General features: G+C 58.5%; 23 protein-coding genes. 8 read left to right on the forward strand and 15 right to left on the reverse strand.

The genetic code is table 11. The features are described 5' to 3' along the window. Positions 1 to 11 precede the first annotated feature (11 nt). The 3 genes from JOE34_RS11550 to JOE34_RS11560 form a co-directional block, all read right to left on the reverse strand. Complete coding sequence (locus tag JOE34_RS11550) at positions 12 to 2063, reverse strand: GGDEF domain-containing phosphodiesterase (RefSeq protein WP_024693116.1); 2052 nt, start codon at positions 2061 to 2063, stop codon at positions 12 to 14. A gap of 546 nt (positions 2064 to 2609) precedes the next feature. Next, positions 2610 to 3191: a superoxide dismutase [Fe] gene (gene sodB / locus JOE34_RS11555; RefSeq protein ID WP_003313497.1), complete on the reverse strand. Its 582-nt coding sequence runs from the start codon at positions 3189 to 3191 to the stop codon at positions 2610 to 2612. A gap of 192 nt (positions 3192 to 3383) precedes the next feature. Continuing rightward, positions 3384 to 3986: a LysE/ArgO family amino acid transporter gene (locus JOE34_RS11560; RefSeq protein ID WP_003313496.1), complete on the reverse strand. Its 603-nt coding sequence runs from the start codon at positions 3984 to 3986 to the stop codon at positions 3384 to 3386. Between the two features lie 94 nt (positions 3987 to 4080). On the opposite strand from JOE34_RS11560, the gene JOE34_RS11565 reads away from it, so the two are divergent. From JOE34_RS11565 to JOE34_RS11575, 3 genes are all read left to right on the forward strand, one after another. Further along, positions 4081 to 4980, forward strand: coding sequence for a LysR family transcriptional regulator ArgP (locus JOE34_RS11565; RefSeq protein ID WP_003413294.1), 900 nt, complete (start codon positions 4081 to 4083; stop codon positions 4978 to 4980). Positions 4981 to 5053: 73 nt separating this feature from the next. Beyond that, complete coding sequence (locus JOE34_RS11570) at positions 5054 to 6046, forward strand: NAD(P)-dependent oxidoreductase (protein ID WP_003313494.1); 993 nt, start codon at positions 5054 to 5056, stop codon at positions 6044 to 6046. Positions 6047 to 6130: 84 nt separating this feature from the next. Next, the gene (locus JOE34_RS11575; RefSeq protein WP_010423893.1) at positions 6131 to 6982 is read left to right on the forward strand and encodes a hypothetical protein; all 852 of its coding nucleotides are present in this window, start codon (positions 6131 to 6133) and stop codon (positions 6980 to 6982) included. A gap of 126 nt (positions 6983 to 7108) precedes the next feature. On the opposite strand, the gene JOE34_RS11580 is transcribed toward JOE34_RS11575, so the two are convergent. The 3 genes from JOE34_RS11580 to JOE34_RS11590 are packed head-to-tail and all read right to left on the reverse strand — an operon-like array spanning position 7109 to position 9689. Then, positions 7109 to 8158, reverse strand: coding sequence for an alkene reductase (locus tag JOE34_RS11580; protein ID WP_010423896.1), 1050 nt, complete (start codon positions 8156 to 8158; stop codon positions 7109 to 7111). 21 nt (positions 8159 to 8179) lie between these two features. Continuing rightward, positions 8180 to 9346 carry an MFS transporter gene (locus JOE34_RS11585; RefSeq protein ID WP_003424393.1) on the reverse strand — a complete coding sequence of 389 codons (1167 nt, stop codon included), beginning with the start codon at positions 9344 to 9346 and terminating at the stop codon, positions 8180 to 8182. Between the two features lie 28 nt (positions 9347 to 9374). Beyond that, a complete protein-coding gene (locus JOE34_RS11590; RefSeq protein WP_003313487.1) occupies positions 9375 to 9689 on the reverse strand; it encodes a helix-turn-helix transcriptional regulator in 315 nt (104 codons plus the stop codon). A gap of 164 nt (positions 9690 to 9853) precedes the next feature. On the opposite strand from JOE34_RS11590, the gene JOE34_RS11595 reads away from it, so the two are divergent. Continuing rightward, positions 9854 to 10453, forward strand: coding sequence for an ACP phosphodiesterase (locus JOE34_RS11595; RefSeq protein ID WP_003313486.1), 600 nt, complete (start codon positions 9854 to 9856; stop codon positions 10451 to 10453). On the opposite strand, the gene JOE34_RS11600 is transcribed toward JOE34_RS11595, so the two are convergent. Both JOE34_RS11600 and olsB read right to left on the reverse strand, forming a co-directional pair. After that, positions 10411 to 11205 (reverse strand): lysophospholipid acyltransferase family protein, encoded by a 795-nt coding sequence (locus tag JOE34_RS11600; protein WP_003313485.1) that lies wholly within the window; start codon positions 11203 to 11205, stop codon positions 10411 to 10413. The two genes, JOE34_RS11595 and JOE34_RS11600, sit on opposite strands and share 43 nt — an antisense overlap. Next, positions 11205 to 11960: an L-ornithine N(alpha)-acyltransferase gene (olsB, locus tag JOE34_RS11605; RefSeq protein WP_003424385.1), complete on the reverse strand. Its 756-nt coding sequence runs from the start codon at positions 11958 to 11960 to the stop codon at positions 11205 to 11207. The genes JOE34_RS11600 and olsB overlap by 1 nt, the downstream gene beginning before the upstream one ends. A 282-nt stretch (positions 11961 to 12242) precedes the next feature. Between olsB and JOE34_RS11610 the strand changes: the two genes are divergently transcribed. From JOE34_RS11610 to JOE34_RS11625, 4 genes are all read left to right on the forward strand, one after another. After that, positions 12243 to 13349, forward strand: a complete 1107-nt coding sequence (locus JOE34_RS11610; protein WP_209995765.1) for a serine hydrolase — start codon at positions 12243 to 12245, stop codon at positions 13347 to 13349. After that, the gene (locus JOE34_RS11615) at positions 13346 to 13675 is read left to right on the forward strand and encodes a hypothetical protein (protein WP_003395271.1); all 330 of its coding nucleotides are present in this window, start codon (positions 13346 to 13348) and stop codon (positions 13673 to 13675) included. Before JOE34_RS11610 ends, JOE34_RS11615 begins: the two co-directional genes overlap by 4 nt. A gap of 89 nt (positions 13676 to 13764) precedes the next feature. Next, a complete protein-coding gene (locus tag JOE34_RS11620; protein ID WP_004416281.1) occupies positions 13765 to 14346 on the forward strand; it encodes a YceI family protein in 582 nt (193 codons plus the stop codon). Position 14347: 1 nt separating this feature from the next. Continuing rightward, a complete protein-coding gene (locus tag JOE34_RS11625; RefSeq protein ID WP_209995767.1) occupies positions 14348 to 15505 on the forward strand; it encodes a phosphatidylserine/phosphatidylglycerophosphate/cardiolipin synthase family protein in 1158 nt (385 codons plus the stop codon). Positions 15506 to 15546: 41 nt separating this feature from the next. On the opposite strand, the gene JOE34_RS11630 is transcribed toward JOE34_RS11625, so the two are convergent. The 7 genes from JOE34_RS11630 to JOE34_RS11665 all read right to left on the reverse strand — a co-directional run bounded on the left by JOE34_RS11630 (position 15547) and on the right by JOE34_RS11665 (position 25653). Then, positions 15547 to 15780 (reverse strand): DUF3077 domain-containing protein, encoded by a 234-nt coding sequence (locus tag JOE34_RS11630; RefSeq protein ID WP_003313478.1) that lies wholly within the window; start codon positions 15778 to 15780, stop codon positions 15547 to 15549. 569 nt (positions 15781 to 16349) lie between these two features. Next, entirely contained in the window at positions 16350 to 16790 is a 441-nt protein-coding gene (locus JOE34_RS11640) for a type VI secretion system amidase immunity protein Tai4 (RefSeq protein WP_010423926.1), read from the reverse strand. Positions 16791 to 16812: 22 nt separating this feature from the next. After that, entirely contained in the window at positions 16813 to 17253 is a 441-nt protein-coding gene (locus JOE34_RS11645) for a type VI secretion system amidase immunity protein Tai4 (RefSeq protein WP_010423927.1), read from the reverse strand. After that, complete coding sequence (locus tag JOE34_RS11650) at positions 17253 to 17753, reverse strand: type VI secretion system amidase effector protein Tae4 (protein WP_080337829.1); 501 nt, start codon at positions 17751 to 17753, stop codon at positions 17253 to 17255. Before JOE34_RS11650 ends, JOE34_RS11645 begins: the two co-directional genes overlap by 1 nt. Positions 17754 to 17803: 50 nt before the next feature. After that, complete coding sequence (locus tag JOE34_RS11655) at positions 17804 to 18292, reverse strand: type VI secretion system tube protein Hcp (protein WP_003345343.1); 489 nt, start codon at positions 18290 to 18292, stop codon at positions 17804 to 17806. A gap of 217 nt (positions 18293 to 18509) precedes the next feature. Continuing rightward, a complete protein-coding gene (locus tag JOE34_RS25850) occupies positions 18510 to 21326 on the reverse strand; it encodes an RHS repeat-associated core domain-containing protein (protein ID WP_251007352.1) in 2817 nt (938 codons plus the stop codon). After that, on the reverse strand, positions 21319 to 25653 hold the full coding sequence (locus JOE34_RS11665) for a SpvB/TcaC N-terminal domain-containing protein (RefSeq protein WP_209995769.1): 4335 nt from the start codon (positions 25651 to 25653) through the stop codon (positions 21319 to 21321). Before JOE34_RS11665 ends, JOE34_RS25850 begins: the two co-directional genes overlap by 8 nt. Between the last annotated feature and the right edge of the window lie 279 nt (positions 25654 to 25932).

Below are 25932 nucleotides of genomic sequence, written 5' to 3' on the forward strand. Positions count from 1 at the left end.
TGCAAGCCGGCTCACAGGCTGGCGGCGTGGTCCTGACGCGACTGCTTGAGGTAAGCCAGCAACTCCCGACCCGGCAGCGGCTTGCTGTACAGATAGCCCTGGCCTTCGTGACAGCCCTCGGTCATCACATAGGCCTCCTGCTCAACGGTCTCCACGCCTTCGGCAATGACTTGCATGCCCAGGCTTTTGCCCAACTGGATAATGGCTCGCACGATGGTGGCGTCATCGTCGTCATCGATCAGGTCCTGCACGAAGCTGCGGTCAATCTTGATCTTGTCCAGCGGCAGGCTTTTCAGGTAGCTCAGGGATGAATAGCCGGTGCCAAAGTCATCGATGGCAATCAAGGCGCCGGAACGGCGCAAGCTCAGCAAGTGCTGGGCGGCGGTGTTGATATCTTCCATAAGCCCGGTTTCGGTCACTTCCAGTTCCAGGCTGCGCGGTGGCAAGCGGTAGATCTGCAGCAGGTTGTTGACCACGCGGGGGAGTTCGGCGTGATGCAGTTGCACGGTCGACAGATTGACGGCCATGCGCAAATCGGTGAAGCCTTGATCGAGCCATTCGCGCAGTTGGCGGCAGGCCTGATCCAGCACCCATTCCCCTATGGCGATGATGGTGCCGTTCTGTTCGGCCAGCGGGATGAAAACGTCCGGCGGCACCAGGCCATGCTCCGGATGCTGCCAGCGGATCAGTGCTTCCACACCGACGATACGGTGATCGCGGTAGCTGATCTGTGGTTGATAGACCAAGTACAACTGATTGAGTGGCAGGGCTTCGCGCAGGTCTTTTTCGAGTTCGCGGCGGCGACGCATTTCGCTGTCCACGCTGGCGATGTAGAACTGATACCGGTTACGTGAGCGGGCTTTGGCCAGCGTCATGGTCTGCTCGGCTTTTTGCAACAGCTTCTCGGTGTTGTCACCGTCTTCCGGGAACAGCGTGATGCCGATGGTTGCCCGCAGTCGAATCTGCTGATCACCGACGATGAACGGTGCTTCCAGCTCATCCAGGATATTTTGCGCCAGCTCAGCCGCCTCGTAAGGCTGCTCGATGTTGGACTGGACCAGCGCGAACTGGTCGCCGCCCAAGCGCGCAAGGGCGCCGAGTCTTACGCTGTGCGCGCGCAAGCGATCAGCGAGGGCGAGCAGCAATTGGTCACCGGACTGATAGCTGAACTGTTCGTTGATGCCCTTGAAGTCATCCAGACCTACACAAAGAACCGCCACTCTGTGTTGCTGGCGTCCCGCGTCTTCCAGAATCCTGTCCAGTCCGGTCTGCAATTGAAGTCGATTGGGCAGGCCGGTGAGAAAGTCGTACTGCGCCATGCGCTGCAGGTTGTTCTCGGCCTCATGGCGCAGGTAAGTGTGGCGCTCAATGGAAGCCAGCAACTGGTTAGCGGTGTTGACCCAGATTCCCAGTTCGTTTTTCTCGTGGCCTTTGAGCAGCGGCAACTGGTGTTCGCTGGGGCGGTCGGGATTGATCGCGATCAGGTGTTCGATGATCTTTGACAGCGGTCTGGTCAGCAGCCAGTGATAGACCAGATACAACACCAGCCCCATTGCCAGCGCACGCAGCACGCCCGCGATAAAGATGATTCCGGCATTGACCAGAAAGCTTTCGCCGTAATTGGCGGTGTCCAGCGTGATGCGCAGGTCGCCGTAATACTCGCTGTAGGGGTTGCGGCCTACCAGTTGAGTGGTGAAGCTGCGCTCCTGGCCGAGGATGATGTCTGTCAGCCAGCGGGTAGAGGAGGTTTTCAGTGGCCGGTTTTTCTCGGCGAGCAGGCTTTCGTTGGGGTGCCCTATGGACGCCATGCGTACCGAGTCATCCTGGAACAGGCCCTCGATGACCTGCATGCCCATCTCGCGGTCCAGGCTGTAGACGGCCTGCGTCGAAGGATCGCGAAACATGCCGAGAATTCGCTCGGCATCGCTCGCCACGGCCTGACGTGTCTTGTAGGCGTCGAAGACGATTTGCGCACAGCTGAGCAGGATGCCTACCAGAAGCGCCGAAAGCAGCACAACGCGCAGCAACTTTACCGACAGGCTGTTCTTGAGTTCCAGCTTCAATGGCCGTTCCTTAGTTCGTGTCGCAGGGCATATCGCCTCATGACCCTCGAAAAACCAGACCCGCACGCTGTGACCTTGTCACAACCGGTGCGCCTTGCTGATCTTCGCGTTCCTTGCACCTGCTGGACAAAGCCACCTCAATGTGTCGGGTGGCCAGGTAGGTAATTAGGCTCTGTACGAAAAGTGGCTGCGCTCGGTGATGCTTCGTTAAAAACAGGCTCGGAATGCTCATTTACAACACGTAGACTCCGCTTCCTCGCCTGTTTTTGCCTCGCCTGACCTTCGCTCGCCGACTTTTCGTACAGGCCTAGAGCAGAACACTGTAAAGAATTACGTCATAGAGAATTACGTTGGGGTACGAGTCAGCTAGCGTTTTCTGACAATACACAAAGTACGAGCGGCAGGCGAAAAAAGATTTGCGATTCGCCTGACGGGCAGGCCGGTGTTCGACGCCGTCGGTAAAACAGGCGTCTGGTGAGCGGCCTGTACAGGCTGCAAAACATAAAAAACCCGGCGCGAGGCCGGGTTTTTTCGATGACGCTGGACTCAGGCTGCGAATTGCTTGGCCACGAAGTCCCAGTTGACCAGGTTCCAGAACGCTTCTACGTACTTCGGACGCAGATTGCGGTAGTCGATGTAGTAGGCGTGTTCCCACACATCGCAGGTCAGCAGCGGGGTGTCGCCGCTGGTCAGCGGATTGCCGGCACCGATAGTGCTGGCCAGTGCCAGGGAACCGTCAGCCTTCTTCACCAGCCAGCCCCAGCCGGAGCCGAAAGTGCCGATGGAAGTCTTGCTGAACTCTTCCTTGAACTTGTCGAAGGAACCGAATGCCTTGTTGATGGCTTCGGCCAGAGCGCCGGTAGGCTCGCCGCCAGCGTTAGGGGCCAGGCAGTTCCAGTAGAACGTGTGGTTCCAGACCTGAGCGGCGTTGTTAAAGATACCGCCCGAGGAGGTCTTGATGATCTCTTCCAGGGTCTTGCCTTCGAACTCGGTGCCAGGCACCAGGTTGTTCAGGTTCACGACGTAGGTGTTGTGATGCTTGTCGTGGTGATATTCCAGAGTCTCCGCAGAAATGTGCGGCACCAGAGCGTCTTTGGCGTAGGGCAGTGGCGGCAATTCAAAAGCCATGGTTTATCTCCTTTCAGGTCAATTGCGGTAGTCGCACGGCCGATCACGGGCGGCCAGATACAGCATGCACCGGGAGTTTTACTCTTTTGCGGCGCAGACCCCGGATCATAGCACCGGGTCTGCGCCTTAACCACGCAACAACTGTGTGGGATAGAGGTTCCCACGCGTTTGACTCTGCGGTCATGAAATCCGTCAGGCTGAGCGGATCAACTGGAAGGCCACGCTGAACATCATCACCGCGATCATCAGGTCCAGCATGCGCCAGGTGGCAGGGCGCGCCAGCCAGGGAGCCAGCCATGCCGCGCCCAGGGCCAGGCTCGAGAACCACAGCAGCGAGGCGCTGGCTGCGCCGGCGACATACGCGCCAGGTACGCCCTGTTGCGCGCCCAGCGAGCCAATCAGCAACACGGTGTCCAGATAGACGTGCGGGTTCAGCAAGGTGACGGCCAGTGCGCTGAGCAACACGGTGCGCAGCGATTTTCTGCCGACCGCTGCACTATGCTCCAGGCTTTGCCGCGAGCAGGCGCGGCGCAATGCCTGCAGGCCGTACCAGCTGAGAAATATCACGCCGCCCCAGCGCGCCACCGCCAGCAGGGTCGGATTCTGTGCCAGTACATTGGCCAGGCCGAATACACCTGCCGCTACCAGGATGGCGTCGCAGACGATGCACAGCATCGCCACGGCCACATGATGTTCACGACGCAGGCCCTGAGCCAGCACAAAAGCGTTTTGAGTTCCGATAGCCATGATCAGGCCTGCCGCGATCAGCAGCCCATTGAGGTAGCTTTGCCACATAAGGATGTTCCGTTGAGCAGATTCAGATGGTCATTCTTATGGGTGGAGAGATATAAGGAAAACCAATAATCTTCATCGCTCATTAGGAAAACTGATGTTCGACTATAAATTGCTGTCGGCGCTGGCGGCCGTGATCGAGCAAGCCGGCTTCGAGCGTGCCGCTCAGGTGCTCGGACTTTCCCAGTCAGCGGTCTCGCAACGCATCAAATTGCTGGAGGCACGCATTGGCCTGCCGGTGCTGGTGCGCGCCACGCCGCCGAGCCCTACCGACATTGGCCGGCGGCTGCTCAATCACGTGCAGCAGGTCCGTTTGCTGGAGCGCGACCTGCAAAGTCAGGTGCCAGCATTGGACGAGGAGGGCATGCCCGAGCGTTTGCGCATCGCCTTGAATGCCGACAGTCTGGCAACCTGGTGGGCGCCAGCCATTGGCGCGTTTTGTACGCAACACCGTTTGCTGCTGGATCTGGTTGTCGAAGATCAGGACGTAGGCCTTAAGCGCATGCGCGCCGGTGAGGTAGCGGCTTGCCTGTGTGGCAGCGAGCGTCCGGTGGCCGGGGCCCGCAGCCAGTTACTGGGGGCCATGCGCTACCGGGCGCTGGCCAGTCCGGCGTTCATCGCCCGCCATTTTCCGGACGGCGTCAGCCCGGAAACGCTCGCCAGAGCCGCGGCTCTGGTATACGGGCCGGACGATCTTCTGCAGCATCGTTATCTGGCACTGCTGGGTGTTCAGGACGGCTTCGAGCATCATTTGTGTCCGTCCTCCGAGGGTTTCATCCGTATGATCGAGGCGGGGATGGGCTGGGGGCTGGCGCCCGAGTTGCAGGTGCGCGACCAGTTGCGCAACGGCACGCTGCTCGAATTGCTGCCGGACCGTTGCATCGATGTACCGCTCTACTGGCATCATTGGCGCAATGGTGGGCAGCTTCTGACGCGCCTCACCGAACATCTTGCGCAACATTCGGCGCACTGGCTGGTGCCGCTGAGCGAAGACTGATCGTCAACAGGATCATGTGTAATCCATGCAGGCAGGGTTTTCCTTTCCTGCAGACGCGTTAATGGAGCGGTAAATGAAGATTCTGGTCACCGGCGCGAGCGGCTTCATCGGCGGACGCTTTGCGCGTTTTGCCCTTGAGCAGGGCATGAGCGTGCGGATCAATGGCCGTCGTGCCGAAGGTGTCGAGCACCTGGTCAGGCGCGGTGCCGAGTTTATCCAGGGCGACCTCGCCGATCCCTATCTGGTGCGCGCATTGTGCGATGACGTGGAAGCGGTCGTGCATTGCGCAGGCTCGGTCGGTACGTGGGGACGTCGCCAGGATTTCATGCAGGGCAACGTGCAGCTTACGGAAAACATCGTCGAGGGCTGCCTGAAACAAAGGGTGCGACGGTTGGTTCATCTTTCCTCGCCGTCGATCTACTTTGATGGGCACTCGCACCGCGGGATCAAGGAAGAGCAGGTGCCCAAGCGCTTTCACAATCACTACGCGGCCACCAAATACCTGGCCGAGCAAAAAGTCTTTGGTGCCGAAGAATTCGGGCTGGAAGTCATTGCCCTGCGGCCACGCTTTGTCACCGGCGCGGGCGATAACAGCATTTTCCCGCGTTTGCTGCACATGCAGCGCAAGAGGCGCCTGTCGATCGTCGGCAATGGCTTGAACGTGGTGGACTTCACCAGCATGCAGAACCTTAACGAAGCCCTGCTGAGCAGCTTGCTGGCAACGGGTTCGGCACTGGGCAAGGCCTACAACATCAGCAATGGCACGCCGGTCCCGCTGTGGGACGCGATCAATTACGTGATGCGCCAGATGCACTTGCCGCAGGCTACCCGTTATCGTTCGTACGGGCTGGCCTACAGCGCCGCGGCGATCAATGAGGCTGCCTGTATGCTGTGGCCGGGCAGACCTGAACCTACCCTGTCGAGAGTGGGCATGCAGGTCATGAACACGGATTTTACGCTTGATATCAGCCGCGCCAGGCATTATCTGGATTATCAGCCCCAGGTCAGCCTGTGGGCGGCGCTGGATGAATTCTGTGGCTGGTGGCAGGCACAGCACGCCATCTGAATGCGGCAGTAGCACAGTGAGATTGATTCTGCGCTGTTGTTATACTGCCCAACTTTGATTTAACAGCTTCCTGAAGGGTTATTCATGCGCAACGATCCCTACGACGACGTCGATGACGTTCCCAGCCTGAGCGCCAAGGACGATGACGACGACTTCGCGCCGAGCAATGGCGCACGCGAGCGCACCACCGTCTATTCGCGCACCGCGCCTGTAGTCAAGGTCAAGGCGCCGAGCACCGGGCCTTTGTGGGCGTTGGTCGGTGCGTTGTTCATCGCCTTCTGCGGTCTGGGCTGGTGGAGCTTTCAGCAGGTTTCCCTGATGGAACAGCAGTTGGTAGCGACTCAGGAAAGCTTTGCGCGCATCAGCGAAGAAGCAGCCGGGCGCTTGCAGGATATTTCCGGCAAGGTCGTCGCGACCGAAGCGCTTTCCAGTGATGGCGAGGCGCTCAAGCAGCGTATCAAGTTGCTCGAAGCGCAACTGGAAGATCAGGACAAACAGCGTGAAGGTGTCGAAGGCCAGCAGGGCAGTCTCGACAAGCGTCTGGAGCAGATGGCCGCGCAAACCGCCCAGCAGCAGAGTGAAAACGCGCAGTTGCAGGAGCAGCTCAAAAGCGTTGTTGCTGAACTGACCACCCTGAAGGCGGCGTTGCCTGACCTGAAGACCGCTCAGGCCGATCAGGGCAAGCTGGATGCGCAGATCAAAAGCGTGGCAGCTGATGTCGCCACGTTGAAAAAACAGGGCAACCCGTCTGCCGCTGTAGAGCGCCTGGAGCAGGACCTGATGGTGCTGAAAAGTGAACAGGAAAACCGCCCGGCTCCTTCAGCGCAAGCCAATACGGCCGAGTTCGATGCGTTTCGTGCTCAGGTGACTCGTAACATCAATACCCTGACCAGCCAGATCCAGAACCTGTCGCAACAGCTCAACGCACGCCGTTGACCCTGGCAGCATCTGCCGCCGTCAGTGCGGCAGGTCGACCAGGGAGCGCAGGCCAGAAAATTCAGGTGCACATACAAAGAAACCCCGATTCCTGCGAATCGGGGTTTCTGCTTTCACGACAGCGGCTTACATCCGTGGGTAGTCGATATAGCCGACTGGCCCTTTGGCGTAGAACGTCTCCGGATGGGCTTCATTCAGAGGCGCATCGCTGGCCAGACGCTCAGGCAGGTCCGGGTTGGCGATGTACGGCACGCCAAAGGCAATGGCGTCGGCCTTGCCTTCTGCCAGCCAGGCGTTGGCCGTGTCCTTGGTGAATTTTTCATTGGCGATATAGGCGCCGCCGAAATCCTTCTTCAGCTGTGGGCCGAGGCTGTCTTCAGCATCATGCTCACGGGCACAGATGAACGCGATACCGCGCTTGCCGAGCTCTTTGGCCACGTAGCTGAAGGTTTCAGTACGATTTGCATCGCTCATGTCGTGCATGTCGAAGCGAGGCGAGAGGTGAACACCTACACGGCCAGCGCCCCAGACATCGATGACTGCGTCGGTCACTTCGAGGAGCAGACGCGCACGATTTTCCACCGAACCGCCGTACTCGTCGGTGCGCTGGTTGCTACCGGTCAGCAGGAACTGTTCAAGCAGATAGCCGTTGGCGCCATGCACTTCCACGCCGTCGAAGCCCGCAGCCTTGGCGTTTTCCGCACCGACGCGATAGGCCTCGACGATGTCACCGATTTCCGCCAGTTCCAGCGCGCGCGGGGTTGGCAATGGGGTGATCGGGCGCATCAGGCTGACGTGGCCTTCGGCGGCGATGGCACTCGGCGCGACCGGCGTTTCACCGTTCAGGTAGGCCGGGTGGGAAATACGGCCCACGTGCCACAACTGCAGGGCGATGCGGCCACCGGCGTTGTGCACGGCCTTGGTGATGTTGCTCCAGCCACGCACCTGGTCGTTGGACCAGATGCCCGGGGTGTCGGGGTAGCCCACGCCCATTGGGGTGACGGAAGTGGCTTCGGTCAGGATCAGGCCGGCCGAGGCGCGCTGAACGTAATACTCGGCCATCATCGCGTTCGGCACACGGCCTTCATCGGCACGGCAGCGCGTCAGTGGGGCCATGATGATGCGGTTGGGCAGTTGCAGATCGCCCAGGGTGATCGGGTCAAAGATAGTCGTCATGTGTCTAATCCTCGTAATTGATCAATGCGTAGCAGGGGCCAGATCGGGGTTGCCGGTCTGACGAAAGGTAATCAGGGTAATCAGCAGCGCCAGCACGGCCAGGATGGCGGCGGCCAGCGGTACGCTGGTCAGGCCCAGACCGTGGGCGATGACGCTGCCACCGACCCAGGCGCCCAGCGCGTTGCCGACGTTGAAGGCGCCGATGTTCAGGGTTGAAACCAGGTTCGGTGCGGCTTTGCCGAACGTCACCACGTTGATCTGCAGGGCCGGGACGGCAGCGAAGGCTGCGACTGCCCAGAGGAACAGGGTGATTTCAGTCGGGATCAGCGCGGTGCTGGTCCAGCTGAGTACGGTGGAGATCACCGCCATCGAGACGAATACGCCAATCAGCGTGGACGACAGGCGGCGATCGGCCATCTTGCCGCCGATCACGTTGCCGGCGGTCAGGCCCAGACCGATCAGCAGCAGGGTCCAGGTCACGCCGTTGGGCGATACACCGGTGACTTCGCCCAGCAGCGGGGCAATGTAAGTGAACAGGGTGAACATGGACGCCGAGAACAGCGCAGTCATGGTCAGCGACAACCAGATGCCGGCCCCTCGCAGGGCGCCCAGTTCAGCGCGCATGTCGAGCTTTTCTTCATTGCGGTTGGTCGGCAGGAAGCGGATCAGGCCGATCAGCGCAATCACGCCGATGACCGTGACGGCCCAGAACGTCGAGCGCCAGCCTGCGTATTGACCCAGTGCAGTACCCAGCGGCACGCCCAGTACGTTGGCCAGGGTCAGGCCGGTGAACATCAAGGCCACCGCTGAGGCACGCCGGTTGGCGGGCACCAGACCTGCGGCAACCACCGAGCCGATGCCGAAGAACGCACCGTGACACAGTGCAGTCACCACGCGGGCGAACATCAGGACGTTGTAGTCACTGGCCAGCGCACAGAGCAGGTTGCCGATGATGAAAATCCCCATCAGCGTGACCAGCGCGGCCTTGCGCGGCAGTTTTGCCGTGGCCATGGCCATGAACGGCGCACCAACGGCGACACCCAGCGCGTAGCCGGTCACCAGCCAGCCTGCGCCGGGGATCGATACGCCAAGGTCGGCCGCTACATCGGGCAGCAGGCCCATGATGACGAATTCGGTGGTGCCGATGGCGAAGGCGCTCAGGGCCAGAATGAGTAGCGAAAGAGGCACGGGGCAGCTCCTGGTAAACGTTGGAAAATCAGGTCGGGTTGTTCAGTTCTTCAACCAGCGCCTGAACGAATGCCTGTATGACTTCTTCGTTGCGTCTGAAGAAATGCCATTGGCCGACCTTCTTGCTGCTGATCAGACCAGCGCGTTGCAAGGTCGCCAGATGGGCCGAGACAGTGGATTGTGACAATCCCGCACGCTGATCGATCTGTCCGGCGCACACGCCGTGTTCGATCGAGTATTCCTGGGCGGGAAAGCTTGCGCGGGGGTTCTTCAGCCAGGTCAGGATTTCTCGGCGGACCGGGTGGGCCAGGGCTTTTATTATGTCGTCGAGGTCGATAGGCATGTCGTTCTCACAGGCGGTGTAGCGTTATATCGCGATAGAGCGAACCTTATATCTGTATTTCGCGATATACAAATATGATTATGTGCTTAGGATCAGTGAAATCGCTATATCGGGTTATAACGATATATGGACATTGGGCCCGAAAGCGGCCTAGGCTTGCAGCCATGAACTACTTGGCACATCTTCATCTTGGCGGGCACCGGCCCGCTCAATTGCTTGGCAGCCTGTATGGCGACTTCGTCAAAGGTCCGCTGCCGGGACGTTTTCCTGCGGAACTCGAAGCGGCGATTCGTCTGCACCGTAGCATCGACGCCTTCACTGACAGTCATCCGCTGATCAAGGCTTCCATTGCCCGCTTTCCGCTCCAGAGACGGCGTTATGCGGGCATCATGCTCGATGTCTTCTTCGATCATTGCCTGGCGCGCGACTGGCATCGTTATGCCGACCTGCCGTTGGACGCATTCACCCGCAAAGTCTATGGCACGCTGGCTGCCGAGCCGCAATTGCCCGAGCGGCTGGCGCTGATCGCACCGCGCATGGCCGCGCAGGACTGGCTGGGGTCGTATCGGGATTTCGAGGTGCTGGAGCAGGTGTTGAGCGGCATATCCCGACGCTTGTCAAAACCCGAAGGGCTGGCCGGCGGCATGCAGGAACTGCAGGCGCTGTACCAGCCCTTGAGTGCGGATTTCGCCGAGTTCTATCCGCTACTCGAAGATTTCGCTCAGGCCGCTCTGGCCGGACGCGAAACCACTTCGCTCGGCTGAGCCGGCGGCTCGCCAAACAACGCCACCTGAACGGCCTGTTGGGCCTTGAAGGCCAGTGCGGCACGTTCCTGGTCAGCGGTCGGGATTGGTGTCAGCAGGTGGATATGCACATCGCTCTGCTCGTTGGCGAACAGCCGGCGCAGATGCGATAGCAAGTCATCGTCGCCAATGAACGGGGCTATGGGGTCCGGTTTGCCGTCACGTGAGTAACCAATGGCCACCGGCTGGATTGGCACGCCAGCGTCGATGGCGCTGGACAGCAGGCGACCGTGAAAGGTGCGCAGGCTTTTGCCGTCCGTGGTGGTGCCTTCGGGGAAGATCAGCAGTGCGTTGCCTTGTTGCAGGTGGTTGCACATCTGCTTCTGGATCAAACGGCTGTCGCCCGATCCGCGACGAATGAACAGCGTACCGGCCTTTAGCGCCAGCCAGCCCGCTACCGGCCAGGTCCGTACTTCGGCTTTCGACAGAAACGACAGCGGTGCGAGCATGCCGAGCAGGGCGATGTCGGTCCATGACACATGGTTGCTGACCCACAGCATGGGCTGGGTTGGCAGTTGACCTGTCACGGTGACGCGAAATGGCAGGGCGTTGGTCAGGCGTGCCATGAACCAGCGGCTCCAGCGCTGCCTGCGCTCCATCGAACCTCCGACCTTGGTGCGTTCCAGGATCGCGAACGCGCTGGCAATCGTCAATCCGAGCGCTACGACCAGTAGCACCCGGACTACGCGGGCGTAGCCGCGTAACCGGCTCATCACACGGCCGCCTTGAAGTGGCGGGCGTAGCGCGGGCACAGGTCGTCGCGCTTGAGCAGGATGAACACGTCGGCCACCTGGAAGTCTTCGTCCCAGCACGGTTCGCCGCAGATCTTGGCCCCCAGACGCATGTAGGCCTTGAGCAGCGGTGGCATCTCGCAGATCACATTGCTCGGGATGTCGAGGGTCGGCAGCGGGTTCTTTGGCTCGGCGCGCAGGTGCTCGTTGCACAGGTAGCGTTCGCGCAGGCGTTGCATGATCGCATGGGCCTGAATACCGCCGTCCTGCATCGGGATGCTCGCGCAGCCCATCAGGTAGCTGTAACCGCCTTCGTTGAGCACCTCGGCCAGTTCGCTCCACAACACCGCGATGGTGCCGCCGTTGCGATAGGTTGGATCGACGCAGGTGCGGCCCAGTTCGAGGATAGGCCCTTGCAGATTGACCAGCCCGTGCAGACTGAACTCTTCTTCGCTGTAGAAGCGCCCCAGCGTGTTGGCGGCCTTATGGTCGAGCAGCCGGGTCGTGGCAACCAGACGCCCGGTGTTCAGGTCGCGTACCCCGATGTGCGAGCAGTGAACATCGTAATCGTCGATGTCCAGGCCTTGCTCAGCGCCGTTGAGACGGGCGTTGAACTCTTCGCTGAACACACTGAAACGCAACGCCTGTGCTTCCTGCAAGGCGCGCGCTCCAATCAGGCGCTCGGCCTGAAGACGACGTTCAGAAGTGTTGTCACGAATGCGGGCGATCTGGGTCATACGAATCTCCATGAGCCAGCCTTGCAGATGCAGAGAGGGCTGGTTGACTGATTTGTCCAGGCGCTTTGCCGTACTTGCAGGCTAGGGAGATGGCGTGTCATGCCTGTGAAGCTTTGGTGATGGTTGTGTGACGGGGGATGCTGGGGCCATTTCCCCTGTGTCCGGTCTTGAGGGTTGCAGGGCGGCGCAGATTTGTGACGCTCTGCGTCTGCTCTCGGGTTGAATAGCTGACTGTCATGAAACGCTGATACGGTATGCGGACTATTCTGTAGAGGCCCTGTCATGCCGCGTGGATTTGTCAGTCTGTGTCTGGTTCTGATTCTGGGCTTCAGTGCCCAGGGCGTCGTTGCTCAAACATGGCCGGGAGAGCAATGGCCTTCTCGGTCTGTGCCGCGATCGGCGGCCATCGAAGAGCTTGAGGCTTACGCCTTCCCGCCCCGTGACGACGCCACGCGCAAGGGCATACGCACCGATGCGCTGCTGGTGATTCGTGATGGCGAAGTTGTGTACGAGCGCTACGGCGGTGTAACCACTGCGCAAACGCCGCACCTGACCTGGTCGATCAGCAAAAGCGTCATGGCGACGGTGCTGGGCGTGGCGTTTGCAGAAGGACGCTTTCAACTGAATGATCCGGTGGCGAAGTTCTACACGCCGTTCAAGGCGCACCCCGAGATCGCCATCAAAGACCTGATGCACTGGGCGTCGGGTCTGGATTGGCAGGAAGACTACGAATACGCTCCGCTCAACTCCTCGGTGGTCGCCATGCTCTACACCCGCGGGCGTGACGACATGGCACGCTTCACCGCCGATCACCGCGCTGCCCAACCCCCCGGCAAGACTTACCTTTATTCCAGCGGCGACAGCACCGTCCTGGCTGCGGCCTTGAAAAAGATGGTCGGCGATAAGGCTTATCCGAGTTATCCATGGACCGCGCTGTTCGACCCGCTCGGCATTCGCAGTGCCGTCTGGGAAACCGATGGCGCGGGTACATTTGTAGGCTCTTCCTATGCCTACATGACCGCCCGCGATCTGGCCCGCATCGGCCTGCTGATGCAGCGCGGCGGGCAATGGCAGGATCGGCAACTGCTCAACAAGGAGTGGATGGACTTCGCGCTGATGCCGTTTGCCGGTGCAGGCGTGGATGCCAGCGTTGAAGTGCCCGGAGGCCAATGGTGGCTCAACCGTACTGCCGATGGCGGCAAAGGACCGTGGCCGGACGCTCCCCCTGACACCTTCGCGGCACTGGGGCATTGGGGGCAGGCGCTGTATGTGATTCCCGATCAGAAGCTGGTGATCGTGCGCTATGCCGATGACCGCGACAGTACCTACAACCACAATGAGATGCTCAAGCGCGTACAGGCCGCGTTCGGCAAGGAGGACGGTCAATGAGCACGCGTCGAATGTTCATCCTGCGCCGTCCCTTCAGCAGCCTGCTGTTGCTGATCGTTGCAGCACTTGCCGTACTCGCCTGGCAGTACCGTGTGAACCTGCAGGCATTTCCGACCATCATCAGTGCCTACACCGCCAAGGAATACTGCTCGTGCAGGTACGTCATGAACAATTCCGAAGCGTATTGCCAGGGCTACATCAAGCAGTATCTGCCCAGCACTCTGGTCGACGACAGCAGTCAGAAACGGGTCATTGCCAGCGGCCTGGGACGTACCAGCAGCGCGTCGTGGCAGGGTGAGCGACAGGGCTGTCGCCTGCTGCCATGAGGGCTTGGTGGGGTGCCGCCGAACGCAGTCGTTTGCCAGCGGTCAGACAGGCGGATAAGGTGGCCCTCAATTGTAAGTCTGGAGTCTGCATGCTCACTATGAATCGCCTGCTGCTGGTCCTGCTGGCCGCAGTGGCGTTACCTGCCCATGCGAACTGGTATCTGGATAACGAGTCGTCGCGACTCTCGTTCACCTCGACCAAAAATGCCGATATTGCCGAAGTGCATCGCTTTCTCGTGCTGCACGGCAAAGTCGACGCCAAGGGGCTGGCTGAAGTGGAAGTTGAAACCGATTCAGTCAGCACCGGCATCCCTCTGCGCGACGAGCGCCTTCGAGAGCAGGTGTTTCAGGTGCGCAAGTTTCCGACTGCTCAGATCAATGCGCAGCTCGACATGCGCCCGATCAACGACCTCGCGCCCGGTGCGCAACTGGAACTGCGTTTACCGCTGACCGTCAGCCTGCGCGGCAAGACCCACAGCTATAACGCCGAGCTGCTGGCTACGCGTCTCGACGAGCGGCGCTTTCAGGTCGTGACGCTCGAGCCGCTGGTGATCCATGCCCAGGATTTCGATATGGCCCCGGATTTCAAGGCTTTGCGCAATGCCGCAGGATTGTCGGCGGTGAGCCTCTCGGTCCCGGTCGGGGCTGTCCTGATCTTCACGGCGCGCTGATATGAACGGTGCGATTTTTCCGTGGCGTGAAAACAACCGCATTCAATTGCTGATCGACGGCCCTGCGTTCTTCCCGCGCATGATCGCAGCCATTGATCGCGCCGAGCAGCAGGTCGATCTGGAGTTGTACCTCGTCGAAGCCGGGGCCTGCGCCGACGCCATCGTGCGCGCGCTGGTCGAGGCGGGCAGGCGTGGCGTGATCGTGCGCTGCCTGTTCGATGACTTCGGTTCAAAAGCCTTCGACGCCGGCCTGCGCAAGCAACTGACCGATGCCGGTGTGATTCTGCGTTTCTACAATCCGATCCACTGGCGGCGCGGCGTGCGCAACTTCTACCGCGACCATCGCAAACTGCTGTTGGTGGACAAGGCCTTGGCCGTGGTGGGCGGCACCGGTGTGACCGACGAGTTCTGGGAGCCGGACAAGGACGCCAGCCAGTGGCACGAAGTGATGGTCGAAATCACCGGGCCGCTGGTGATTGACTGGCAGGCGCTGTTCAACCGGCAGTTCCACGCCAACGCCCGGCGTTTCGCCTGGCGTCCGAAAGAAAACTTCGGCCTTGATCATCTGCCCAAGGCCCCGACAACCGGCGAGGGGCTGGGCCGCGTGGCGTATGCCGATTCCCGCCAGCACCGCGACATCCTGCAATCGCTGGTGCGTGCGTTGAACACCGGGCAAAAGCGGATCTGGCTGGCAACCCCTTACTTTCTGCCCACCTGGAAAGTTCGCCGCGCCTTGCGCCGGGCGGCGGCGCGTGGCGTCGATGTGCGTTTGCTGCTGACCGGGCCGCGCACCGATCACCCGTCCGTACGCTATGCCGGTCAACGCTACTACCCGCGCCTGTTACGCGCCGGGGTCAAGGTGTTCGAATACCAGCCCTGCTTTCTGCACCTGAAAATGGTCCTGATCGACGACTGGGTGAGTCTCGGCTCGTGCAATTTCGATCACTGGAACCTGCGCTTCAATCTGGAAGCCAACCTCGAAGCCCTCGACCCCGGACTGACCCGCGACGTGGTCGCCAGCTTCGAAAAAGACTTCGCCCTGAGCGCCGAAACCACGCTGGCAGACTGGAAGGCCAGGCCGCTGTGGCGACGGGTCAAGCAGCGCTTGTGGGGCTGGATCGACCGGCTGGTGGTGAACTTGCTGGATCAGCGTAATTGAGGTTTGCGCGGGGCCGATCGTGGCCCCGGGTTGTCATCTGATCAAACGATGCATTCCAGTGAGCGGTCAACCATGGCTTTGGCCATCTCGGCCATGTGCAACACCGAAAACGCCAGATCACGGCTGGTGCCCTGAGTGCTGTCGCCGGACTCATAGGCCGTCGTAATGATGCAGCGCAGCAGATCCGAAGCGTAGTTGAGCGCTTCCTCCTGGCTGACGGATGCGTTGACGGTGAACAGGGCGGTGGGCGGGTCGGGGACGATTTTATCGGGCATGTTTGCAACTCCAGCAGAACTTGTGGGAGCCGTCACTCATCGCTACCAAACGATAAGGTGGCGGCCGTGTGCAAGTTGGTAGACCGGCTGCTGGCACCCGGTGCATCCGAAGATGCCATGCGCACGGCCACCATGAAAACGGGACGAAAGAGATCGCCTCGCGGAGGTGGCACATTGCGCCAGCAAAAGCAGGTCTACCAAACCTGATCGCTGATTGGGCAGCGATCGATGAAGGCTATAGACCTGAATAGCCAAGCGCAAGAGGCCGGGATTTTCTCGGAAATTTCCTTCAATTGGAAGAGAGGCGTCCTGCTGATAATTCCTACAAGAATTATCGAAATGGGTTTTCTGAAGATGTTTTCGGTGTAGGCGGGGGGAAGTGACGAGGGCTGTTTGTCAGTATTTCAGCAAGCAGTACGTCACCGAGGGCGAGACGTTAAGCAGCTATCGGATCACAGTGAATCAGCATGATGTGTCTCCGCCCTACAGATAATGTGCGGAGTAGAGTGCTTGTAATGAAAATAGCCTGTGCAGCGTTTGCCGGACAGGCTTGTTGCATGAAGGAGTGGTTAAGGCTTTTTGATATTCTGCATGTAGGTATGATTCGGGTGGGTCACGACGTTCTTCGTCAACGCGTCGAGCTCCTTGCTGTGATACATGTCCAGGCATTTCAGCAGGTCGAATTTTATACCCTTGATCTGGGATTCGGCCAACGGGTTTGTGTAGTCTCTGGCGAGGTATTTTTCAACCAGGGCCTTGACGGCAAGAGGACTTTTTTCCATGTCATAGTAGGTCCAGTCACGCATCGCACTGACACTGCTGCCCGCGTCAATTCCGACGTTTACGTCATATTTATAAGCGGTGGTTATGCAGGTGGCTAGCGCCATGTCCTTGTAGTTTTTTTCAAAGGTTCTGTACATTCCTTCGGGCGATGAGGTGGGGGTGTAGGCAAAGCAGTTGGATGTTGCTAACAAGAGAAGTAGTTTCGTGGTTGCAAGAAATAGCCTCATGGCATTTAGCTCCTTGTGCTGCCTAGTGTTTTTTATAGTCTTGTATGTCGGTATGCGTAGGGTTGATTACGACCTTTTTTGTCAATGCGTCTAGCTCTTTGCTATGGTAAAGATCAAGGCACTTAAGTAAATCGAATTTCACGCCTTTTATTTCGGACTCAACCAGTGGATTTGTATAGTCTCTAACGAGATAATTGTCCACAAGTTCTCTAAGCTTTTCAGGGCTTTTTTTCCAGTCATAATTGGCCCATTCGCGTAGCGCGGTTACACTGCTGCCGGCATCTATCCCGACGGTTTCATTATAGTTGTAAGCGCTGGCGATGCAGGTGGCAAGAACAAGGTCTTTATAGTTTTGTGCATGAGTGCGGTACATTCCCTCTGGTGACGTTGGCGTAACAGATGCATAAATACTAGGCGTATCGAGCGTTAAGAAAATCAGAATTGCTGCACGAAACGAACGCATTACGTAAGGCTCCAGAAATTTGCTTGATCTGTCCGATAGTTAACGCCAGGTTCGTTGAAATAGCAATGGTCATAGCAGATGCTCCCGTCATACAAAGTTGCATGTCCTCGAGCGTCTGACCAGCCTGATATTTCAAATACTATGATGCCTTTTTTGTTGGCCAATGGTCCGCTATCAGAGGGCGGGTATTTGACTATCTCTGGTTTGCCCCAATTTCTTATCAGGAAATTTTTGAGATCAGTGATGCGGAAGAAATATTGATTTCGATCTTCTCCGGAGACTGTCTGATCTGGTGTTTTTGGAATTTTTGCTCCTGTGTAATTTAGAATGTAGCTCATTCTGACTGCGCAGGTGTTTTTCCATCTTGCCAGCGCATCAGGATTATTTATATTCTGTGCGACGAACCCTCCAATCACCTCTGCCACTCGTTTTTCCGGTGCCACCGGATCATAAATATGTTGCGAAGCCGCCCACGCAGCAGTAAAAAATGGCCGTGCCATAGTCCTTCCTTGATCATGTCGTGACGTTTGATACGTGCGCTTTCAAGAAGTCAGGAATAGACCTTGTTGTTGATACGGTTCCAGCCACCTGAGACATTCCCTCCACCGGCACCGTCAGATCTTTTCTGCTGGGTGTAGGTGGTTTTGATTTTTCCGTAGTTCAGGCTGATGGTCTCGCTGGGGATGCCATCGTTGGCATGCTGGGTGTAGTTGGAAATGATGACTTCTTCCAGCAGCACTTCAAAGTATTTGACCTTGTCTCCGCCTGCACGATGCAGTGACAAGACGACTTCCTTCAGGTGCTTGCCCGCGCACAAACTTTCCATGAGCTTGCAGCTCGACTTGTCCAGTGATTTGGTGAACGTGAAATCACTCAAGGACGTCCGACCCGACGAGGCGCCTCCTGAAGAGCTCGCCGTGGCGGAGGTACTTTGGTGCATGCCGAAACCATACCCGGTGATCTCGATACAGTCCTTGTAGCGGTCATCCAGCGCTTCGCCTGGAATGCCTTCGATTTTGATATATGCGTCAAATGCCATGTTTAAAACTCCACGTTCGATCGGTCTTACGTTGCATACAGGTATCCATATGTTTCGGCAGCGTAATCTTTATTTTTATCGAACGCGGTGGTCAGCAACCTTTGCAATGCACTGAAATATCTCCATTTTTTGTGGGAAATGTAGTACAGATTTAAGTGTGTTGGCTTTATTGTTATTGCCTTGCTCAGCGCATTGTAATATCACGTTTCAAGTTTTATTATATTGAAGCTCTTCTGCCAGGGCGGACATTTGTCCAGCGTCCTTCACCATTTAGTCCGCGCTTGAAACCGCGAAAAAAAATGTTGGACAGTGATCGTTGTTCCGGTTGCATGTTATCTGTGCGGGGTGTCTCACGGTAGAAAAACTTATCGTGAGGTACGGCGTATGCTTTATTTTCTTCCGCGGTTGCCGGCAGGAAGCTGCGGATCAACCAGGGGCCGGTCATGTGCATGGTTAACTTCAATCGGCTGAATAGTCCTTCACCCGGGGTACTTCGTTTCGTTTTCCATCCATAATTTTCATTGTTCTCCATCATACTAGGGCTTGTTGTGTAAAGGTCAACGATGGTGTCCATTATTTCACCAGCCATTTTGCCTCGGGGTTCGGAGGCGAGTACGGCGTTAGACGTCAAATTGTCTTCAATGTGTACAAGAAATCCATTGGGTGCATCGAGGCTCCCGAGCGGCTGTCCGACCGCGATATCCGCGTCCATGTACAGGCCTCCCTCCATGTAAGTTGAGGCCAGCTCTATTATATCGCTGGCTGCAGCGTAATTCTTATAAGGCCCATTTGTCTCGCGGCTATAGATCGCTTCGATTTTTTTTGCGTTTGGGTAGGCCTGGCCCAGTGAGCTGAATAGCTCTTCAGGATTGCGCTGTATTAACGAATCGCCATGCGCCAATGCCAGATGGCGTTCGGCAGGGTCATTGCTTTCACTCATTTCAGCTAATGGGTTTAGTAGGTGCTTTACCTTGGAGGTCCACACATTGATTTGGTAGTCGGGATTTATTTCTTTAAAAAGCAGCATGTTCTGCAGATGCGGTATTGGAATGTCGCCACCTTCCCAGTAAAAATGTGCGTTAAGGGGTATGGCTACGTTACCTTTCAGGTCAACATGATTAAGAGGGTTGTTTTTTAGCATTTTATAGCGATTAAGGTCAGTATCCTCGCCGGATATATCCGGATTGATCCACCGCTGTAGCCATGGCGCGTAATACCTGAACCCGTAATAATAAAGCCCGCTGGCGTCACGCTCTTTACCCGAATAACGCACTGTTTTGTACCTGGCCTCCACTGTACTGCGCGCCGCCCACCAAGCCGTGCCGCCAAAGGGGTAATAATTTTCCTGGCTGATCAGACCGCCTTGCTGATCAAGCTCCAGCGTGCTCGAGCCCAGATGATCACCCAGGCTGTAACGCACCTGATCGTTCGCAATGGCATCTGGTTTTCCAGCTTCCCAGTGCAACACCCGCACACTGTTGCGACCCGCCTGAGCGGTAACGACGTGAAGGGTTTCGCCATCGGCTGTGGTGCGAATTTCCAGCCCCGGCAGGTAGCGAACTTCATTGGTCAGTGTGCGACCTGATGCCTGAGCAGTACTGATCTTGCGACAACGTTGACCCTGGCCGTCATAGACATAGCGTTCGTCATCGTTCGACCCGTCTTCACGTTGCACAGTGGTGATGTGCTGCAACTGATTACGCGCATCCCAGCCCATAACCTGCCCGCGAACCAGTTGCAGCAGGTTGCCGTTGGCATCAAAACTCGTGGCGAAATCCACATCGTCGTCATCATCGGGCAGGCTGCGATTGCTGTCCGGGGCAACGTGCATGTTGCGGGTGAAGTTGTGCGCGCCTTCGTGGCGCATTTGCAGCAGATTGCCCGCTGCGTCGTAGCTGTAACGCTGTGTGTAGTTGCTGACCTGACACGGATCATCCGTCGGCAGAGGTTGCAGACCGGGCAGCGCCGGACCTTGGCTGGCGCCGTTCCTGACCTCACGACCCGTGGCTTCGATCAACTGATACAGCGTGTCGTAACGGTAACGGCTGATCGGTTCGATAAGCTGGTTGTCGCAATACCGGTCTGGTTGCGAGGCATCGTTGACGAGCAGGATATTGCCCACCGGGTCATAGCTGTAATTGAGTTGCTGCAGCAGCGTGCCGTCAGCAGAGATCGCGCTCAGCCCGATCAGCCTGCCGTCCTGCTGATCATAGGCGTAAAGGCTGACTACGCCATTGCCCGCTGTTTCCTGTTCGACCTGGTTGAAGGCGTTATAGCGAATCGCGCTGACCAGCGTCCGCGCATGCATGCTGCCGTTCAATATCAGGTCTGTGCTGTGCAGCTGACCGGCCAGATTATGAGTCGAAAGCTGGCTATTACCACTGGCATCGGTCTGCTTCAGCACTTCACCTTGTGCGTTGAAAACGCGACAGGTCTGAAGGCCGGCCGGCTCCACCAGCTCATTACGATCAGGCTCGGCTGATGGCCAGTCCGCTGCTTCTGCGGCAAGCATGAAATGTCGTGTTTCACTGAGTACCGAGCCATGCAGGCTGTAATCCTGCAGCAAGCGCGAGCCCGCCGTATCGTCATGGCGGACCAGTTGATTGCACTGGTTGTGTCCTGCCGCATCTTTCTGGCCATAGGTGAACAGCTCCGCGCAGCGATTCTGTTCGATGATCCTTGCCGGGCGCAGCAGCAGGTCGTACTCGAGCTGCCTCTCGGTGCCGCGACCATCCCAGCCGTGCAAGACCTGGCCAGCCTCGCCGAACAGCGCAACTCGCCAGCCGGCATCGACACTCTCGGTGGCCAACGCGTTGCCGCCAAGGCTGTAGACAATGCTCCGGTTGGCGTTGGCCAGACGTGGGTCAGTGGTGGCGAACATTCTGCCTGCCGGGTCGAAACGCTGTCTGGTAACCCGCATTGCGGCGGCTTCTGCGGCTTCGGTTCGATGTAAGAGGACCTGGCGCACGACCAGCCCACGAACCTCGGAAACGAGCAGTTCCGGCGTATGGGAATGTACCGCGCTATTAACCACGCTCGGCTGCCTTTCTCGCGGCCAGCACTTCCTCGGCTGTATCGTTTTCGTCCTCACTGATGGTGTACCAGACCCGATAGGTCTGTCGGCGCATCCAGCCTTTGGCGGTGATTGTGATGGTCGGACGCCCCAGCGGGTCGTAGAACTGTTTGTCGACAATGTTTTGTGAGCGTATCGATGCGTCGTTCACATACAGATGACTGTTGGCGAAATACGGCCGGTAAACGCGCACCGCCAAGCCTTTATTGTTGTATTCCACACGTTCACTGACACGCCAGCGCGGTGATGCGTGGACAATTTTCGGTTTACCGCCGACCAGTTCGAGATTGCCCCATTCATCGACTGAATAGGCGTTGCCGTCCTCCACCTTTTGACGGGTTTGCAGCGTGCGACCGAAGCCGTCTATCGACGCCATGCTGATGCGGATCTGCCTGTCCAGGTCTTCCGGGTAGCGGTCTGCCGCGAGGGCAGCGGTGGCCAGCGGGATATGGACCTGCCCCAGAGCCGTGTTGCCGTCGTAATAGAGCGCGCTGGCTTGCCTGTCCAGAGCGTATTCGGGTTGCAGCGCTACCTCGCCGGCAGAAGCCCAATAATGCGCGGCGCGATTGAGTGGAGGAAAACCGACTGCCTCACCCAGTTCCGTGCCGTAAAAGCTGGTTGCCCATATTCTGCCGAAGGCGTCGTAATCAGCTTCCTGACTGTTCTGATTGGGGTCGATGATTCGTTTTGGTTGCAGCACACGATAGTCGTATTCAGCGGTAGTGACGCAGCCTGCCGGGTCGGTGATGCGAGTCGCGAACAGATGGTAGGCGTCGTATTCGACGAGACTCCAGCCGTGACTGCGCGTGGGCCTGAACTGAGTGGGATGAAAGAAGTGCTCCTGACCGGCGTAGGTGGCGAAGCCGCGTTTTACCGACCATAGATTCAGGCTGTCTGCTGGCAGAAAGCTTGGCATCTGCTGATAACCGATCTTGACGAGTTTTTCGGCCAGAGTGACGCTGTCCATGACCCGCTCGTAGGCGCTCAGTGCATGATCATCCAGTTCAGCCGTTTCAACGGCGTCAGCCAGCGCCTGAAAGGTCGCCTCGCCATCGCCGCAACCGATGTAGCGTTGCACCGACAGACTGGTGAGCGTACGTGGCAAGGTTGCGAAGGGCCCGGACGGATCGGCGAACTGTTCGTAGCTGATCTGCTCAGGCGTCAAGGCGCTTGCCGGAATGAGCATGGCGTCGCCGCGTGTGCGGTAAGGCAGCCCCAGACGCCAGCTCTGCGGGCTGTCCAGGTGGATTGCTTCGGCATGCATTTCATTCAGGTAGAACTGTTGCTGGGCGTCGTCGTGTGACGCCTCCCACCATTGTTGCTGGTGAGGGTCCGCAAAGGGTGGCGCGTCACCCGGTTTCTTGCGCCGGGCATAGTTGACGCTGACTGAGTGGAGCGTCGAGCCGTAGCGGTCCCACGCCAGGTTCAGGCTGTGTTCGCACATCGGGTCCTCCAGTTCCTCGGCCTCGTAACGATAGGTGATGACTTCCAGGCTCAGCGGCAGCATCGACGCGTAGGGTCGATGTGCGCTCAATGCTTGCAGTTGGCGAACCAGATAGCGGCAGGACTGCGTCGAATACAGCACTGTGGGACGTTGACTGGCGTCGAGTCCAAAGACTTCGCTGCGCAGTACCGAGCCGCTCAGCGCTCGCGCCATTTCCTGCAAGGTCGCGTCATCCGCGTCCGTTATTGGCAGCTCTGTCTGGGTTGCGGCGTCGAGTCGGGACAACACATGCTCGCCGGGCAGGCGTGCCAGTAGGTCGCTGCGGTCATGGTCGGTGCAGGGTCTGGCAGGATAGCGTCCGGTGTGGAACCAGGTCTTGTTCAATACCGGAGCCGTAAAGTCTTCCTGATCCTGCGACGATGTTTCGGTGTCGGTCTGCAGGAGCAGGCCAAAGCCTCGAAACTCCCGTTCGCGAGGGTCATAGAAACCCTGCCGATAGCGGAACAACTGAGTCAGCGTATTGCCAGTGACCTTGTCCTGCATGGTTTGCCTGACGACCACATGAACCGGGAACGGTAATTCCGAGACAGCAACGCTGCCTGCGGTCCGTAGCTCGTTTTTTTCGTCCAGCCATTCCTGCGCCGAACTGCGATAGCTGACTTCTCCGGCAGCACCGAGATTGTTGTCCGAGGCCTTCAGCAAATAAGGTTTGCGCACCGAGCCTGCCCGGTCCTCCGCGTAATAAAGGCTCCAGTGCCGTGGCGCCATGTGCGGTACGGTCAGCACCAGGCTGGAGAAACCCAGGCCCAGCAGATCGACCGCACTGAACTGGCAGAACCGGTCATAACGCACGCCCTCCGGCCAGGGCTGATCGAAGGGCGCGGCCAGACCGTTGCCGCCCCGGTTCATGAAGACCTGAAAGCCATCGGCTTGCAGGTACAGCACGTCACTGGCACCTGAACCGTCCAGGTCGGCCAGCCGCACCTGGCTCGAATCAAAGACCTCATAGGTGTAGGGCAGGGTGGCAAACAACTGGCCCTTGCCGAACCGGCCTCGGCCCAGGTTTGGCCAGACGCGGATCTCGTTGTGCCGGATCCGGATCAGGTGTTGTTGCCCCGTACCCAGCAGGTCGCTAAACGCCACGAGTTCAGTGGAACTGTCGCTGAGCAATGGCAGGCGATCCTCGTCGTGAGGGATGTCCACTGCTGCGGCGAATCCATCGGCTCGACGGTTGGCATACAGGCGAACGCTACGTGGGCCAATCAAGGCCAGATCTGACAGCCCGTCGCCGACCAGGTCCGCCATCTGGCCTTGCGGGTGGAAAAACTCTGTAGGAAAAGCCGAGAACGTGGCGTAGTTCGACCAGCTTCGATCAGGGTTGAGCGTAAAGAATCCGGCCATTCCCGGCTGGGCGACAACCCAGTCCAGCCGCCCGTCGCCGGTCAGATCCGTGAGGGCCTGACGTACCGGTGTGGCTGAATCAGCCGTGGGGATGCGGGGTAGCGGTTGACAGGTTCCGTAGGCAACGGCGTCCGCTGTGCCAGCGGTATCACGGACCGGTTCGCGATAAAGCCACGCCTTGTCGTCTCGATACAGAATGCCGGGCAAGCCGTCGCCATACAGATCGACCAACTGGTATTGCTGGCCGTCATTCAAACCGGCCATGGGCTCCAGCGGCGTGTAGATGCCCGACTCGAGACTGAAATCGGTGTATTGAAATTGCACAGGAGGTTGCTGATCGACGCGCCGCCAGTCCGTACCATCCCATGCCTGCGAATGCGCTGCGCTCAGCAGGTTGTAGCCGAGAGCTGTCTGATAATGCTCCAGCAGCAGTCGCCGGGTCAGCAGCGGGGCTTCTCCGAGCTCATCCGGGAAGTGATGGAACATCAGAACCTGCCGGCACAGGCGCAGATTACCCAGCTCAAAACCATAGGCGAAACTTGAATGCGGATCACTGCGCACCGGCCAGGTAAATTGCTCATCGTATTCGGGGGGCGGGTCACTGCGGGTGTCGCGCTGGTCATAGTCGAATATCAGGTCGAAATGCCATAGCAAACCGTCCAGCGAATCTTCCTGCCACAGGTAAAGTACGGGGTGCGCCTTGGCATTGCCGTAGCGAACCCGGCTCAGGTAGCGTTGGGCGCGGAAGTTTCTCGGGTGATCCTCCGCCAGGTCCTGATGGTCTTCGGGCTTGTACTCATAGAGGATGTGTTCGCCGACGGCATTCATGCTTTCATCCAGCAACCATTCGGCAACCCGATTCATGTCTGCCGGGTCGGCAATGCGCGACGAGGTCCTCCTGCCATAAAGGTTCAGGCTGCCGTCGGCGCCGTGGATCAGCCAGAAGCCGGGATCTGCAATGTCTACGCGCCAATGCTCGATGCGCGCAAAGGCCCCTTCGACTCGGCTGAAGTAACGCACCACCTGATAAGTCGCATTCAAATCATGACTGTTGTAGCGGCTGACCTGACTCGAAACCAGCGCGCCGCTGTCGTCGCGTTCGGGCAGGCAGACATCGCCTCCGGGGCCGAAAATGAGGTCGTCGTCGGTGTAGTTCGGTACGCCCTTGCTGGCACGACGCGCCACTTTGCTGGTGTTCAGGTTCCAGCCAAGTCCGAATACGCCGTTGCCGGAAGTGCTCTGATAACTCAGCGACAGGGCAGGCGCGTAACCGCGGCCCTGGCTGATCGGCAGGGCGATTTCCAGTGACGCCGCGCCGTTGGTGCCAACGGCTCCCCAGCCCTTGCCGATGCTTTGAATCGCGCCACCGCCTTTGGGTAATGACGGAGTGGCTACAGCCGGTTGCAGGGACGGCGGCGATTGATTTTGCGATTGAGCTTCCATGGAGCTTGCTCCTAGTCGGTTAACGGTTTTTCGCCGTGTAGCGCATGTGCACGATAATGTCGGTGATCGAGTCGATCATTTCGCGCTGCGCCGCCGGGTTGGAAAAGCTCAGGGTCCAGCGAGAGATTGCGCCAGTGCCCTCGAACGGCAGATAGCGCTCATCGTCGAAGTTGAAAACGGGCCAGGTTGCGTAACAGGGAGAAGGGGTGCTCGGTCATGTCCGGCTCTCCAGTGGTCATGACCCAGCCTTGTTTACCATGGCGCTCGCGTCTAGCTGAC

Origin of the sequence: Pseudomonas sp. PvP028 (assembly GCF_017832255.1) — a bacterium.
In the GTDB taxonomy this organism is placed as follows: Bacteria; Pseudomonadota; Gammaproteobacteria; order Pseudomonadales; family Pseudomonadaceae; genus Aquipseudomonas; species Aquipseudomonas syringae.